At 59.6% G+C, this 14,721-nt stretch carries 11 protein-coding genes; 7 read left to right on the top strand and 4 right to left on the bottom strand.

Annotation, left to right across the window (positions count from 1 at the left end):
* The first annotated feature begins 89 nt into the window (after nt 1-89).
* The 5 genes from pcaD to VWZ85_RS08435 all read left to right on the top strand — a co-directional run bounded on the left by pcaD (nt 90) and on the right by VWZ85_RS08435 (nt 5,436).
* Nucleotides 90-881 carry a 3-oxoadipate enol-lactonase gene (pcaD, locus tag VWZ85_RS08455; protein ID WP_416587813.1) on the top strand — a complete coding sequence of 264 codons (792 nt, stop codon included), beginning with the start codon at nt 90-92 and terminating at the stop codon, nt 879-881.
* Entirely contained in the window at nt 874-1,596 is a 723-nt protein-coding gene (locus VWZ85_RS08450; RefSeq protein ID WP_416587811.1) for an alpha/beta fold hydrolase, read from the top strand. Before pcaD ends, VWZ85_RS08450 begins: the two co-directional genes overlap by 8 nt.
* The gene (locus VWZ85_RS08445; protein WP_416587808.1) at nt 1,596-2,945 is read left to right on the top strand and encodes a class-II fumarase/aspartase family protein; all 1,350 of its coding nucleotides are present in this window, start codon (nt 1,596-1,598) and stop codon (nt 2,943-2,945) included. The genes VWZ85_RS08450 and VWZ85_RS08445 overlap by 1 nt, the downstream gene beginning before the upstream one ends.
* 139 nt (nt 2,946-3,084) lie before the next feature.
* The gene (locus VWZ85_RS08440) at nt 3,085-4,176 is read left to right on the top strand and encodes a zinc-binding dehydrogenase (RefSeq protein ID WP_416587806.1); all 1,092 of its coding nucleotides are present in this window, start codon (nt 3,085-3,087) and stop codon (nt 4,174-4,176) included.
* Nucleotides 4,177-4,203: 27 nt separating this feature from the next.
* Complete coding sequence (locus VWZ85_RS08435; protein ID WP_416587805.1) at nt 4,204-5,436, top strand: mandelate racemase/muconate lactonizing enzyme family protein; 1,233 nt, start codon at nt 4,204-4,206, stop codon at nt 5,434-5,436.
* A gap of 100 nt (nt 5,437-5,536) precedes the next feature.
* Here the strand turns inward: VWZ85_RS08435 and VWZ85_RS08430 are convergent, their stop codons facing one another.
* Nucleotides 5,537-8,494 (bottom strand): ABC transporter transmembrane domain-containing protein, encoded by a 2,958-nt coding sequence (locus tag VWZ85_RS08430; RefSeq protein ID WP_416587872.1) that lies wholly within the window; start codon nt 8,492-8,494, stop codon nt 5,537-5,539.
* 292 nt (nt 8,495-8,786) lie between these two features.
* Between VWZ85_RS08430 and VWZ85_RS08425 the strand changes: the two genes are divergently transcribed.
* Nucleotides 8,787-9,179 carry a DUF3307 domain-containing protein gene (locus VWZ85_RS08425; protein WP_340544401.1) on the top strand — a complete coding sequence of 131 codons (393 nt, stop codon included), beginning with the start codon at nt 8,787-8,789 and terminating at the stop codon, nt 9,177-9,179.
* Between the two features lie 45 nt (nt 9,180-9,224).
* Here VWZ85_RS08425 and VWZ85_RS08420 read toward each other — a convergent pair whose 3' ends face one another.
* On the bottom strand, nt 9,225-9,695 hold the full coding sequence (locus VWZ85_RS08420; RefSeq protein WP_340544400.1) for an Lrp/AsnC family transcriptional regulator: 471 nt from the start codon (nt 9,693-9,695) through the stop codon (nt 9,225-9,227).
* 140 nt (nt 9,696-9,835) lie between these two features.
* On the opposite strand from VWZ85_RS08420, the gene VWZ85_RS08415 reads away from it, so the two are divergent.
* On the top strand, nt 9,836-13,258 hold the full coding sequence (locus tag VWZ85_RS08415; protein ID WP_416587804.1) for an indolepyruvate ferredoxin oxidoreductase family protein: 3,423 nt from the start codon (nt 9,836-9,838) through the stop codon (nt 13,256-13,258).
* Between the two features lie 9 nt (nt 13,259-13,267).
* On the opposite strand, the gene VWZ85_RS08410 is transcribed toward VWZ85_RS08415, so the two are convergent.
* Both VWZ85_RS08410 and VWZ85_RS08405 read right to left on the bottom strand, forming a co-directional pair.
* Nucleotides 13,268-13,933 carry a TetR/AcrR family transcriptional regulator gene (locus VWZ85_RS08410; RefSeq protein ID WP_340544397.1) on the bottom strand — a complete coding sequence of 222 codons (666 nt, stop codon included), beginning with the start codon at nt 13,931-13,933 and terminating at the stop codon, nt 13,268-13,270.
* A 120-nt stretch (nt 13,934-14,053) separates the two neighbouring features.
* Nucleotides 14,054-14,683: a glutathione S-transferase family protein gene (locus VWZ85_RS08405; protein WP_416587802.1), complete on the bottom strand. Its 630-nt coding sequence runs from the start codon at nt 14,681-14,683 to the stop codon at nt 14,054-14,056.
* Between the last annotated feature and the right edge of the window lie 38 nt (nt 14,684-14,721).

The raw sequence follows: 14,721 nt of genomic DNA, 5'->3' as shown, positions 1-14,721 counted from the left end.
ATCCAGCCGCATGGCGGTGCTCGGATCGGGTTTACGTCCTGAAACACGCAGGCTAGGGAAGCGCATCGAATAAGCTCAGGAGGAGTTCCATGCCGCTTGCAGATGTGGGTGACATCCGGGTGAACTATCAATTGGATGGAACGCCTGACGGCCCGACGCTGGTGTTCGCCAATTCACTCGGCACCGATCTGCATGTCTGGGACGACGTGGTGACGCGCTTGCCGCCGTCGCTGCGCATCATTCGCTATGACCTGCGCGGCCATGGCGGCACGTCGGCCACGCCCGCTCCCTATTCGATGGGCGCTCTGGTACGCGATGCCGAGCGCCTGCTGGATCATCTGGGGGTGCGGGACTGTATTTTTGTTGGTTTGTCGATCGGCGGGATGATCGCGCAGGGGCTGGCCGTCAAGCGGCTGGATCTGATACGCGGACTGGTGCTCTCGAATACGGCGGCCAAGATTGGCACCGCCGCCAAATGGCAACAGCGCATTGATGCGATCAAGCAGGATGGGCTTGATTCGGTCGCCGACACGATCATGCAGAACTGGTTTGCTCCAGCCTTCTACAGGTCCCCGGAGCTGGCCCATTGGCGCGCCCAGCTGCTTGGGCAATCGGTCGAAGGCTATATCGGCTGCTGCGCGGCCATCGCCGGAACTGATTTTTACACCCCAACCAGCGGCCTGCGCCTGCCAACCTTGGGCATCGCGGGATCGGATGATGGTGCAACGCCGGCAGATCTGGTTCGCGAAACGGTGGATTTAATCCCCGGATCAAGGTTCGAGCTGATCCGCCGCGCCGGACATCTTCCCTGTGTCGAACAGCCCGATATCTTTGCCGACCGTTTGGTGACCTTCCTGAGGGAGCTCGGGCATATTGACTGATCTGCTGCTGGTCCACGGCTCCTGCCACGGTTCGTGGTGCTGGCGCGACGTCCTGCCTCAACTGGAAGCACGCGGGATCAACGCGCGAACCATCGACCTTCCCGGCCCTCGTATAGGCGGCAACGCGCGGGGGTGCGATCCAGTCGCTGTCACTTTGGAGGAAACCGTAGCCGCTGTCCGCGACGCCGCGCGATCAGAGACTATCGTTGTGGGCCATTCCTGGGCCGGCTACCCGATGTCAGCCGCAGCCGATATCGGCCCACCGCTGCGTGGATTGATTTACCTTTGCGCCTATGTCCCCCGGAATGGCCTGTCGATGATCGACATGCGCAAACGCGGCCCAAGCCAACCGCTCATCGGCAAGGTTATGAAAACCGCGGACGGGCAAAGCTACTGTTTCGACCCCGAAGCCGCACCGGATCTGCTATACCACGATTGCCCGAGGTCAGTGGTGGACTATGCGCTGTCGCGACTGGCACCGCAGCCGATCAGGCCGCAAGACACGCCCGTGAAACTGGGTCCACAATGGGCCGCGACACCAAAAGCCTATATTCGATGCACCCGAGATCGCGTCATCCCGCCAGAATATCAGGCAGAAATGGTGGCGGATTGGCCCACTGATCGGATAAAAAATCTCGACACGTCACATTCGCCGTTCTTTGCCGCGCCCGATCAACTGGCAACGGTGATGGCAACCATAGTGAAAGATCTCTGATGGCCGCTTCTCTTTTTGACAGTCAGCTCTATGCCGCGCTTTTTCCTGCCGGAGATGTCTCCCGGCTGTTTTCAGACAGTGCTGAAATCCGTGCCATGCTGCTGGTCGAAGGTGCGCTAGCGAAGGCGCAGGGCAAAGTCGGCATTATCCCCGAAGACAGCGCCGCCGCGATCGGACGCGCCGTGATGGAGGTCGCTCTTGATCCTGGGGCACTGGCTGCCGCGGCTGGGCAGAACGGCGTGCCGGTTCCAGGTCTGGTCGCAGCGCTGCGGAGCGAGATGAGCGCGCCGGAACATGCACAGTATGTTCATTGGGGCGCAACCTCGCAGGACATCATGGACAGCGCGCTGATGCTACGCCTGCGACAGGCGCTTGCGGCGGTGGAAGGAGATCTGATGGCGCTGCTGGCCCAGCTCTCCGATTTGGCTGAAGCCCATGCCAGCCTGCCGATGGCCGCACGCACCTACGGCCAGCTGGCCACGCCAACAAGTTTTGGCGCTGTCGTGGCCGCCTGGGGACAGCCCCTGCTTGGGCTGTTGGACGAATTGCCAAGGTTGCGCGACAGCTGTCTGCTGGTGTCACTTTCAGGCGCCGCGGGCACCTCTGGCGCGCTTGGCCCACGGGTTGCGGAGCTGCGCGCAGAACTGGCCGCCGGTCTGTCGCTCGCCGATCCGGGTCGCAGCTGGCATACCGACCGCACGCCGGTCTTACGTATTGCCGATTGGTTTACCCGGGTCTGCGTTGCATTGGGCAAACTGGGTACTGACTGCCTCGCCCTCCGTCAGAGTGGTATTGATGAGATTGCGATCAGCAGTCGCGGCGCCTCATCCACAATGCCACAGAAGCAAAACCCGGTAGGCGCCTCCGCATTGGTTGCGCTGACGTCGCAGGCAAACGCCCAGCTCTCGGCCCTGCATCATTCTGCTGGTCATCAGCACCAAAGGGACGGCACAAGCTGGTTCGGCGAATGGTTAAGCCTGCCGCAGACCGTTTTCTGCGCCGCCAGTGCCGTGCGGATTGCCAATTCCATCACCCGGGGGCTGACACCGGATGTCGACCGCATGCGGCACAATCTGAACGCTGCCAACGGTACCATTCATGCCGAAGCGTTGAGCTTTGCTCTGGCTGAGCATATGCGGCGCGGTGAGGCGCAGGCGATGGTCAAGGAGCTCTGTGCCAAGGCCGCCCAAGACGGAAAGTCGTTGCAGGAGATCACGGTCGCGCATTATCCAGAGCTTGATCACACCGCGATCTTTGACGCAGCACGGCAACTTGGCTCTGCCCCGGAAGAGGCACAGCAATTTGCGAAAAGCGTCACCGCCGTGCAAGCCAGACGAAATCCCTCCTGACCCGGCGGTGATCGGCGCAACCGTTTCCCTGCCCCCTGCGCCAATTCGTCTTCAAGATACGACGCGTCACAGACGGTTTCGGGCTTGCGGGCTCGCTTCCCCCGGTCCACCGTGACCACTAAAAGGGGAGAGACGCGACATGCCTATCGTTAAAGCAGCCGTATGCCATCAGTTCGGCAGCCCGCTTGTGATAGAGGATGTCCAGCTTGCCGCGCCGCGTAGCGGTGAAGTGGAGGTCACACTGGATGCCGTCGCGATCTGCCACAGTGATATCTCCTATGCGGAGGGTGCCTGGGGCGGTTTCCTGCCCGCTGTCTATGGTCACGAGGCTGCCGGCGTGATCAGCGCCGTTGGCGAGCATGTTCATGGCTTCGCCGAAGGCGATAGCGTGGTCGTGACCCTGATCCGCTCCTGCGGCAGCTGTCCCAGCTGTGCAGGGGGCGCTCCAACGCTGTGCGAGACCCCCTATGATGCTATCAATGGCCCGCTGAAAACCCTTGCAGGTTCCCCCCTGATGCAGGCCATGGCCTGCGGTGCATTTGCAGAACGGGTGGTGGTTGACCAACGCCAGATTGTGAAAATTCCGGTAGATCTGGGTAAAGACGTTGCCGCACTTCTGTCCTGCGGCGTGATCACCGGTGTCGGCGCTGCGGTGAACGCCGCCCAGCTGCGCGCAGGCCAGGATGTTGTGGTGATTGGTGCAGGCGGTGTCGGCCTCAATGCGATTCAGGGCGCCCGTATCGCCGGCGCCCGCCGCATCGTCGCTGTCGACCTCAGCGAGGACAAGCTGGCCATTGCCGAAGAGTTCGGGGCCACCCATACGGTTCTCGGCAGTCTGGATGCCCCTTGGAAGGCCGCCTACAAAGCGCTTGGCGGTCGCGGTGCAGATGTCGTCCTGGTCACCGTTGGTGCGATCCCCGCCTACGATCAGGCCACAAGGTATCTCGGTGTCGGTGGGCGCATGGTGATGATCGGCATGCCCCATTCCGGCGCGAAAGCCAGCTACGAACCCGTGATCATGGCGGCTATCGGTCAGGGCATGATCGGGTCGAAAATGGGCGACGTCGTTATCCAGCGCGATATTCCATGGATGGTAGACCTCTACAAACAAGGACGTTTGAAGCTGGACGAGCTGATCTCCGGCCGGTGGCGGCTTGAAGAGATCAATGCAGCGATCGCAGACACCAAGACGGGCTCGGCGCGCCGCAACATCATCGTTTTCGACCAATAAACCGTTCAGTAGCCACGGGGAAATGACATGAAACTGCAAGACCTCGACATCATCGTCACAGCCCCACCCGCGCCCGGCTGGGGAGGGCGCTATTGGATCCTCGTCAAACTGACCACCGATACCGGCATCATCGGCTGGGGCGAATGCTACGCGGCCTCGATCGGCCCAGACGCGATGAGCCACGTGATCCGTGATGTATTTGACCGCCACATGCTGGGACAATCGCCAGAAAACATCGAATGGATGTTCCGACGGGCGTACTCGTCAGGTTTCACCCAGCGGCCCGACCTCAGCGTCATGGGCGCATTCTCAGGACTGGAAATCGCCTGTTGGGACATTCTCGGAAAGGATCGCAATCGTCCGGTTCACGCACTTATCGGCGGGCGAATGAACGAGCGGCTGCGCGCCTATACTTATCTCTATCCGCAACCCCATCACGACATGGATGCGTTCTGGAACAGCCCCGAGCTGGCAGCTGAATCCGCCATTGCAGCTGTGGAGAACGGATATACAGCGATCAAATTCGACCCCGCCGGTCCCTATACGATGCGCGGCGGGCATATGCCGGCACAATCTGACATCACGAAATCCGTCGCCTTCTGCCGAGCGATCCGTGAGGCTGTGGGAGATCGTGCCGACCTACTGTTCGGAACCCATGGCCAGTTCACGCCCGCCGGCGCCATTCGGTTGGGGCAGGCTCTTGAACCCTATAGTCCCTTGTGGTTCGAGGAGCCGACACCCCCCGATTTGGTCGCGGATATGGCCCGTGTCGCTGAACGGGTGCGCATTCCCGTTGCCACCGGAGAACGGCTGACCACCAAGGCGGAGTTTGCCGCTGTGCTGCGCGCTGGCGCGGCCGAAATCCTGCAACCCGCATTGGGGCGGGCAGGTGGCATCTGGGAGGTCAAGAAGATTGCGGCCATCGCCGAGGTTTTTGGTGCCCAAATGGCACCGCATCTCTACGCCGGTCCGGTGGAGTGGGCTGCCAATATCCAGTTGGCGGCGTCGATCCCCAACCTTCTGATGATCGAGACCATTGAAACGCCGTTCCACATGTCGTTGATCAAGCAGAGCATCACGATCGAAGCTGGGTTCGTCATCCCCTCGGACGCCCCCGGCCTTGGTATCGAGGTAGACGAAGATCTCGCCCGCGCCCATCCATTCGAGGGAGACGATTTGCACCTCAATATGCAGGATGCCCCCTGCAACTACGCCGATGGTAACAGTTTTGTCGGCGGCGCGCCGCCCAAAACCAAATAACAGAACTACCCGTCGCAGTAGGATTTCGACCCTGTCGCGCATGCGCGCCGCCTGTCTGACCATCCGGGCTGCGCTTGCCCTACCACAAGTCTCGGCCGCGCTAGCTCGACACGTAGCCAGCAACCACCTGCAACAGTTTGAAAGCCGTGGCGGCATCGTTTTCGACAACTGCGAGGAACTCCTCCTCACCGATCCGCAAACACGTCAGCTCGCTTTCGGCAATCATGCTCAGCGCCCTGGGTTCCTTCCGGATCAATCCCAGTTCGCCAACCAGACGACCGGCACCGACCTTGGCTACGAGACGGCTGTCATCACCTTCCTGCGGCAGATATAGGCCCGCTTCACCCTCCAGAATCATATAAGCGCCGTCACTCGCTTCATCGTCCTTGAGAAACACCGTGTCACCAGCCTTGGCGGTATACCAGCGCGCCCCAAAGGCAAGAAGCCGGAGCTGGCGACGGTTGAGCTCGGAGAACAGCTCAGTTTGCTCAAGCGCCCGTAGTTTCCGTGCAAGATCAGCACTGCCCGCACCATCACTGACCGCATCCGCAGCGGGGGTGTCACTCACCAACCGGCCCTGGCGAAGCTCATAATAACTGTCGAAGACATCCGGGCTTTCAAAGCTGCTGCCCAGATAGATCAGCGTCGTCTCTGGCAATAGATGGCGCAGGTTCTTGTGAATGGCGATGCGTGTATCCAGATCGTAGCTCGCCATTGCAGCGTCTAGGATCAGGATATCCGGGCGCTTGATCGAAGCGCGCGAGAAGGCAAGCGGCTCGGCAAAGCTGGCTGCAAGCCCCTGCCCGCCTATCGCAATCGGCAGATCAAAAATCAGCTCAACAACCCGATCACGCACGCCGTTCTCGACAAGAACCTCTGAGACCAACTTCTGCACTTCCTCGGCTCGCCCGCCGGCGCTATCGGAAATCTTGCCGAACAGGGCATTCTCGAGCACCGTCAGACCCGGAGCAAAGGCCGCCTCATCAAGCGGCTCGAAAATATCACCCAGCGTCGCCATCAATTGCTTGGAGTGGCTTTGGCGGAACGCAAGAATGCGCTCTTCTATCTCATCGCTGAACGCAGCACCGATTTGCTCGGCAGAGATGCTGAAAGGCACGATAAGTAACCGCGCAAGTTCTTCATGGCTCAGCGTAGAGACGCCATCGTTCCGGGTCTTGTCGACCAGAGCCAGCGCCCCCTCATAGGCCGAAGCCTCCAGCCCAAGCTTGCGGAAGAGCGGATGATCGGTACCGTCAATGCCAAAGATCTGCCGCAGCATTTCCACCACGTCACGGCTGAGCGCGACGAGATCGACGTCAAGATCGAGTGCCCTGAGTTGATCCAGAAAATCACTCTGTTGCCTCAGGACGTCTTCGGTGATCCGCGCTTGCGTAGTTGCATAGAGAAGGTTCTCCGCCACCGGCAGCGCCGGATTGTACCGATCTGCCGCCAGAAAGTGCACGTATTGTTCCAGGCCCGCCTTGGTAACCGCCTGCTGCACCTTTGGCCGCAGTTCGACCAGCTGAAGCGCCAATTCTGAATGACTCTTGGCATCAAAACGCTGTTCGACGCCACGACGGAACAGGGCGGTATCGGACCCGATCCCCGACACCAACCGCAGCCACCAGTCGCGCAGCTCCGCCTCGCTGGAGAACCCGGCCAGGCTCGGGTCCAGCCAGGAGGCGTCCAGTGGATCTGGGCTGTTACCCGCACGCTGGGCCACATCATAGCGCCGCAGGTCCTGCGCGGTACCAAGCGGCCGCTGCCTGATCGGCATCATCACATTGTCGCCAAAAGAGCCTTGAAACAGCACCGGGCGGGACGTGGCATGACCGATGCGGGCGGCGATCACCGCCTGATGAATGTCACGCATGTTCTGGTCATCGATACAGACCTTGCCCGCCGAAGGCAGCAATTCGCGGGTCAACAATCCCGCCAACGCACGGCGATCCTCCTCCGAGGGCGCGGCAACCCCGATCACCTTGCCTGCCGGGAAGCGGGCATTGAGATCTTCCAGAACAAGATTGCCATCCGCATCGCGGACGTTGACCCCCTCCACGACGATATCGCCCCGAAGCCGTTTCAGATCCTCGGGAGCGCCCGTCATCAAGGCCTCATCGACCATGCCGGGCGGGTCAAATCGCTCCAGGATCACATCCCAGCGCAACGCCATATCCTGCGTCTGGTTGTAATAGGCCAGCAGTTCCTTCCAGGGCGATGCCAAGTCCTTGTAGGCGGCAAGGGCTGCAACCAGTGCACCGAGCGAGACCTTGCCTTCAAGCACCAGATAGCCGCCAACTGCATAGAACAGAAACGGTGTCAGCTGGGTAATGAAGTTGTTGAGAAACTTCATGAAGAATTTTTTCTGATAGATCGCAAACCGGATGTCATAGAGCCATCCGAGCCGATCCGTGATGACAGCCATCCGGTAACGCCAACCGCCGTTCAGACGTAGGGTAGATGCGCCAGCAGCGCTTTCGCCGATCTCGGAGGCCAAAGCGCGGATCTGATGAATACGCTTCTTGTTCAACAGGTTGATTTGCCGCTGCAACATCGGGATCAACCAGCCCTGCAAGGGAATTAGCGCAACCGCCGCCAGACCGAACCAGACACTCTGCATGAACAGAAAATAGAGGATCGTCAGCATCTGACCGGCCTGTAGCACCGGCTGGCTGACCGCATCCCCCATCAACCCCCCCATCGGCTCACTTTCCGAGGTGATCATAGACACCAGTTCGCCCTGGCTTACCCGCTCGAAATACGGCTGTGGGAATCGCACAACACGCGAGATCAACCGATAGCGAAACCGCCGCAGCATCCGCTCGGCCAGAACCCCCTTCATCGTGTTGATGCGCATTTTCAGCAGACCATGCGCGAGAACCGCCAGAAGAAATCCACCGCAGAGAAGCCAGAGATAATGCAGCTGGTTCAGCTCGTACCCAAGCAGGTCAATCGTGGAGCTCTGCGCCCCGATAGCATCGTTGATGATGCGTTTTGGCAGTTCCAGAGTAAGATAGAGAAGTGGAAACAGGCAGGCCGTGACCACCAACAGAACCAGTTGGTCGCGCTTTGAGTAGTTCCAGATAAACCGAAAAAGAGTGCGTTCTATGGGACGGCTCCGAAATGGAAAATGTTACGGAAACTGATCCCGATATGCCTAGCCCGGATTGCCAGTTGCAGGCAATGGCAAGACGGACGTCACACGCCGTGTCGTCCGGCTCAATCCAGCTGACCTTGCCCAAAGCCTATCCAGATGACGGAGCGTCGTGGCGATTAGTGCCACAGGCCATTTGCCTGTTTCGAAAAAATACGTAAGCTTTCAGCGCGCGACACAAAACGGGGCCATTGCTTTGACAGACCACCTCGCATCCCTTTTGGGATTGCTTTGCCTGCTTCAGATCAAACACATGTTTGCGGATTTCTACCTGCAAACACCCAAGATGCTCTCGGGTCGTGGTGAATATCTGCATGCCGGACGGGCACAACATGCGGGCGTGCATGTGATGGGATCCATTATAGCCTTTGTTATCATGGGCGCTCCGGTTGGCTTCATCTTGATCATCTGCGCGCTGGAATGGGTGGCACATTTCAACATCGACTATTGCAAGGCCTGCTATTCCAAACGCAAGGAACTGGCACCGAATATGGCTGTCTACTGGCGCGCGATGGGCACCGACCAGGCCTTACACCAACTCACCTATCTTGCGATGGCAGCTGCCTGGGCGCATGTCAGTTTCGGCTGAAAGCCGAAGCAGCGCGACCTAAGCTGTCGGCGCCCGGGACAAAGCTCAGCGCGTGACAGGTTCGTCGCGCTTGATGGTCCGCAGCACCACGTTTGTTTGCGCACTGGCAACCGCAGGCAGGCGGAACAGAAACTCCTCAAGAAACCGATTGTAGGCGTCAAGATCAGGCGCCAATACCCGCAGGTGGTAATCCGACTGCCCCGTGGTGGCATAGCATTCCTGAACCAGACGGCTGGTCTCAACCGCCTTGATGAAGTCCGCCAGCTTTTCGCGGTCGTGACGGGTCAGCTGCACATGGACAATCGCGTGAAATCCCAGCCCCATAGCCGCCGCGTTCACCACCGCGCCATAGCGCTCAATGACACCCGCCTCCTCCAGTGCGCGCACCCGCCGCCACAACGCCGAAGCTGACATCCCCACCGCCTCTGCCAGATCCGCATTCGACATCCGCGCATCCTGTTGCAGCAGCGTCAGGATCCGACGGTCCCGATCATCAAGGGTGAGATCATCATCCATGGTAAAATCATCCAAATTCTTACACCACATGGAAATATCATTCATGACTGGAGTAAAACAGAGGTAATCTGGCAAGAATATCCAGACAATGTGGATTATCATTTCGCGCATATGATCGTATCATTGCAAGGGATACTCCAATGACCCAGCTCAGCCACGATTTTCGCAGTTACCAGCTGGATGACCGGTATGAGATGACGACGGGCCGCGTCTTCCTGACCGGCACCCAGGCGCTGGCGCGCGTGATGCTGGATCAGTCACGGCGCGATAGATCGGCCGGATTGAATACCGCAGGCTTTGTATCCGGCTATCGCGGCTCTCCGCTGGGCGGCGTTGATCTGGAATTCTGGCGCAGCCGCACACGCATGGACGCCAATAACATCACCTTCATGCCCGCCGTGAACGAAGATCTGGGCGCAACCGCCGTCTTGGGCGCGCAGCAGGCCATTCTTGACCCCCACTGCGAGGTCGAGGGCGTGTTCTCCATGTGGTATGGCAAGGGACCGGGGGTCGACAGGTCCGGCGATGCGCTGAAGCACGGCAACGCCTATGGCTCATCCGAGAAGGGCGGCGTTCTGGTCGTTGCAGGCGATGACCATGGTTGCGTCAGCTCCTCAATGCCACATCAGTCCGACGTGGCCTTCATGTCCTGGTTCATGCCGGTCCTGAACCCGGCCGATGTCGGGGAATTCCTGCAGTTTGGCGAATACGGCTTTGCGCTATCGCGCTATTCGGGCACTTGGGTAGGGTTCAAAGCCGTCTCGGAAACCGTGGAAAGCGCACGCTCCGTGGACCTGCGCCCGGACCGCGCTTTCTCCTACCCCGAACTGCCCGATTATCCAGGCGGGCTGCACATCCGCAGATCAGACCTGCCCTCGCCGGAGATTGAGACCCGGATCCACGCCAAGCTGCGTGCGGTGCGTGCCTTCGCCGAGGCAAATCCGATTGATACGCGGATCTACGATCTGCCGGAGGCAAAATTCGGCTTTGTCACCACGGGCAAGGGACATCTGGACCTGATGGAGGCGCTGCGCCTGCTCGGACTTGATGCGGCCGCCTGCAAACGTCTCGGTATTGATATCTACAAGGTTGGGATGGTTTGGCCCCTAGCCCGCACCGAGGCGCTGCGTTTTGTAAAAGGCAAACAGGAAGTTCTGGTAGTCGAGGAAAAACGCGGCATCATCGAGAGCCAGTTCAAGGAATATTTCTACGACTGGCCAGGCGACAAACCGGAACGGATGGTCGGCAAACATGACAGTCAGGGCAACCCGCTGATCCCCTGGACAGGTGAGCTGTCGCCTTTGCAGCTGGTGCCGATCGTGGCGGAACGCCTGAACCGGTTCTTCCCAGAGGAAAACCTGTTGGAGCGGGCAGATATTCTGACCGCCAAGCCCCCTCAGCTGCTGAATATCCCCGGTGCCACCCGCACCCCCTATTTCTGCTCGGGCTGCCCTCATAACACCTCCACTAAACTGCCTGAAGGCAGCAATGCCAACTCGGGAATTGGCTGCCATGTCATGGCCAGCTGGATGGACCGCGACACCGCCGGTTATGCCCAGATGGGAGGCGAAGGGGTGCCCTGGACAGTTGCCTCGAAATTCAACGGCGGCAAGCATGTGTTCCAGAACCTTGGCGAGGGCACCTGGTATCACTCCGGCTCTCTGGCGATCCGTCAGGCGGTCGCTGCGGGCACAAATATCACTTATAAAATCCTCTATAATGATGCGGTCGCGATGACCGGCGGCCAGCCGGTGGATGGACCGGTCAGTGTCTCAGGCATCGCCCAGACCTGCCGCGCAGAAGGCGTCGACCGGATTGCGCTGGTGTCCGATGAGATCGGCAAGTTCTCCTCCTCCGATTTCCCTGCGGGCACCAGTTTTCACGACCGTGCCGAAATGGACACCGTCCAACGCGAGCTGCGGGAGATCCCCGGCGTTACCGCCTTGATTTACGAACAGACCTGCGCCACCGAAAAACGCCGCCGCCGCAAGCGTGGCACAATGGAGGATCCAAAGCGGTTTGCCTTTATCAATGATCTGGTTTGTGAGGGCTGCGGCGATTGTTCGGTGGAATCCAACTGCCTGAGTGTCGAGCCGAAAGAGACCCCCTTTGGCCGAAAACGCAAGATCAACCTTTCAAGCTGCAACAAGGATTTCTCCTGCCTGAATGGTTTCTGCCCAAGCTTCGTAACCGTGGAAGGTGCAACGCGGCGCAAGAAAGAAATTGCCGCTTTGGACATTGGTACGCTGACCGCTGGCCTACCTATGCCTGCTTTGCCATCGCTGGAGGATCCGTTCGATCTTCTGGTGACCGGCGTCGGCGGTACGGGCGTCGTCACGGTAGGTGCTCTGATCACTATGGCCGCGCATCTGGAAGGGAAAGGCGCCAGCGTCCTGGACTTTACCGGCTTCGCACAGAAGTTCGGCACCGTACTCGGCTACATCCGCCTTTCAAATGCACCGGACGCGCTGCATCAGGTGCGTATCGACCAAAGTGCGGCAGATGCGGTAATCGGTTGCGACGTGGTGGTCAGTTCCGCTCCGAAAGCGTCAGCGCACTATCGCGAGGGCACGAAAATGGTGCTGAACCGCGCCGAAATGCCCACAGGCGATCTGGTCCTGCGCCGTGATGCCGACTTGATGGCCGCTCTGCGCGAAAAATCCATCGCCGACGTCATCGGTGCCGACAACCTGTCGGGCTTCAACGCGAATGAAGCGGCAGAAACCCTGCTTGGCGATGCCGTTCTGGCCAATGTCATGATGCTGGGCTTTGCCTGGCAAAAGGGACTGGTTCCGGTCAGCCTCGTCGCCCTTGATCAGGCTATTGTCTTGAACGGTGTTGCGATCGAGAAGAACCGCCTGGCCCTGGCCATCGGGCGGGCCTTCGCCCATGATCCGGCGCGCCTGTCAGATCTCTACTCCGAAGAGGAGGCGCGCACAGAAACCCTGGCCGAGCTGATTGACCGCCGTGCCACGTTTCTGACCGGCTATCAGGATGTTGCCTATGCACAATCTTATACTGCCCAGCTGGAAACCCTGCGCGATGCCCTTCCTGCGGATCGGTCTGAAGAGCTGGTCAAGGCGGCCGCAAGATCGCTGTTCAAACTGATGGCCTACAAGGACGAATTCGAAGTGGCCCGCCTTCTGAGCGACGATCGTTTTACGCATCAGCTCGAAACCGAATTTGAGGGCGACTTTCAGGTGAACTATCACCTTGCCCCGCCTCTCCTCAGCCGCAAAACCGATGCGCGGGGCCGCCCCCGCAAAATCCAGTTCGGCGGCTGGATGCGTCCGGCACTCCGCCTTCTGGCGAAGGGACGCCGCCTGAGAGCCCATCGCTGGAACCCCTTCGGTCATCACGAAGAGGCACGTCTGCACCGTGATCTGCTCAGCTGGTATCAGGGCATCCTCCAGCAGGCCGCCGTACACTATACAGCAGAGGATCACGACAAATGGCTGTCCGTGCTGACTGCACCGATGGATATCCGTGGATACGGACCGGTGCGCATGGCCGCCGCCGAAAAGACCAGGGCCGACGTCGACAAGCTGCTCACTGCGATGTGAGACCGCGTCTCAGGGGCGCCAGTACTGTTTGGCGTATTCCGCAAATTCGGCCAGCTCTGCGGGGCTGGCTGACTGGCCGGTAAAGACCTCCAGATAAGCCCCCGTCATGCTGAGCCGCTGCTCGTACGGCTCATTAAGGCCCGCCATGTCGTAGCCCAGCTGCATGTAATAGAGCACTTTGGCCCGCGTTTCTGCATCGCGTTCAGGGTAATCATAGCGCCGAAACATCGAGGTCAACGCATCGATCCTGCGGGCATCCGACATGTCCAGAATATTGCGCACATGGCCGGATCTGCGCGCCCAGTCCCGTATCGCGAAATCAAGAGCCGTGTTGAACAACTGCGGGTTCGCCGTACAGCGAAACACATTCAGGACAGCGGCGGTAATGGTCTCTGCCGCAGCTTCAGCCTGCCCCATCAGGCCAACCGTATTGGTCTGTTCCCAATTGGTCAGCAGCGCGTCCAACAGATCCTGCCGTGACTTGAAATACCAATAGAACGAAGACCGAGAAACCCCCATGCGTTCCGCGAGCGCAAGCACCTTGACCTGCTCGACCCCGTCGGTAATCAGCACATCCATCGCCACATTCAGCCAATCTGCACGCGTGACCTTGACGTTGCCAACCAATGGGATGGCTTCGGGATCATCGCGGTGCAGGATCGGTTTTTCAGCCATGGCTGACCTCTGAATACTTGGATTGAAACCTCGGCGGGCGGGCCGCAGACGACACGAATGATCTGCCCGCACAACTTGCCGCTGTTTGTACAGGCTGTCCATCCGGTCCTACAAGTGTTCTCACAATCGGGCGCTTGGGCGCTCGGCGATCCTATCGTACCACGCGCGGGTCGCAGTATTGTCTGCCGGGATACGCATCTTAATGACCCGGGCGAAGTCGACAAAAACAAAGGCGGCAATGTCGGCCAGGGTCAGATCGTCCAAAGCGACAAAGACGCTTTGCTGCAAGCGCGCCTCCAGCAGATCGAAAAACCGCGCAGTTCGGGCAAGACCTCGTTCTGCCAACTCTGGAATCTGAGCATGATCTTCGGGGCCAGGAATGGCCCGGTGGGCAAAGGCCGGGTGGCTGTTTCGCAGCGCTTCGGCGATCGGCAGTCCGCCCTGCGCCTCTACTATCGCATGCCACATCAGGACTTGCCCTTTTTCCGCCGGAGTGCGCCCCATCAATGGCGGTTCCGGGTGGAGCGCCTCCAGATAGGCCGCAATCCCCAGGTTCTCAGTCAAGGTCAGCCCGTCATCCGTCACCAGAACCGGCAGCGTCGCCTGCGGATTGACCGCCCGAAACGCCTCAGACAATTGTTCGCCCTTTGCAATCGAAATGTCGCGCGTCTCGATCTCCAGCCTCTTTTCTGCGATGAACATCCGCGCTCGTCTGGGGTTGGGGGCGGTGCTGCAATCGTAAAATATCATAGTGCGGCCTCTCATCTGCGTTTCGGAACGTCTCAAGC

The organism is Phaeobacter sp. JH20_29, from assembly GCF_048056175.1.
GTDB classification, from domain to species: domain Bacteria; phylum Pseudomonadota; class Alphaproteobacteria; order Rhodobacterales; family Rhodobacteraceae; genus Phaeobacter; species Phaeobacter bryozoorum.
The sequence above is the reverse complement of the archived record's forward strand: the minus strand, read 5'-3'. Positions and strand labels throughout refer to the sequence as shown.

Bases quoted from the DNA above. Each gene is read 5' to 3' on its own strand.
- pcaD (WP_416587813.1), top strand. From the start codon at position 90: ATGCCGCTTGCAGATGTGGGTGACATCCGGGTGAACTATCAATTGGAT.
- VWZ85_RS08445 (WP_416587808.1), top strand. From the start codon at position 1,596: ATGGCCGCTTCTCTTTTTGACAGTCAGCTCTATGCCGCGCTTTTTCCT.
- VWZ85_RS08440 (WP_416587806.1), top strand. From the start codon at position 3,085: ATGCCTATCGTTAAAGCAGCCGTATGCCATCAGTTCGGCAGCCCGCTT.
- VWZ85_RS08435 (WP_416587805.1), top strand. From the start codon at position 4,204: ATGAAACTGCAAGACCTCGACATCATCGTCACAGCCCCACCCGCGCCC.
- VWZ85_RS08420 (WP_340544400.1), bottom strand. From the start codon at position 9,695: ATGGATGATGATCTCACCCTTGATGATCGGGACCGTCGGATCCTGACG.
- VWZ85_RS08415 (WP_416587804.1), top strand. From the start codon at position 9,836: ATGACCCAGCTCAGCCACGATTTTCGCAGTTACCAGCTGGATGACCGG.
- VWZ85_RS08410 (WP_340544397.1), bottom strand. From the start codon at position 13,933: ATGGCTGAAAAACCGATCCTGCACCGCGATGATCCCGAAGCCATCCCA.
- VWZ85_RS08405 (WP_416587802.1), bottom strand. From the start codon at position 14,683: ATGATATTTTACGATTGCAGCACCGCCCCCAACCCCAGACGAGCGCGG.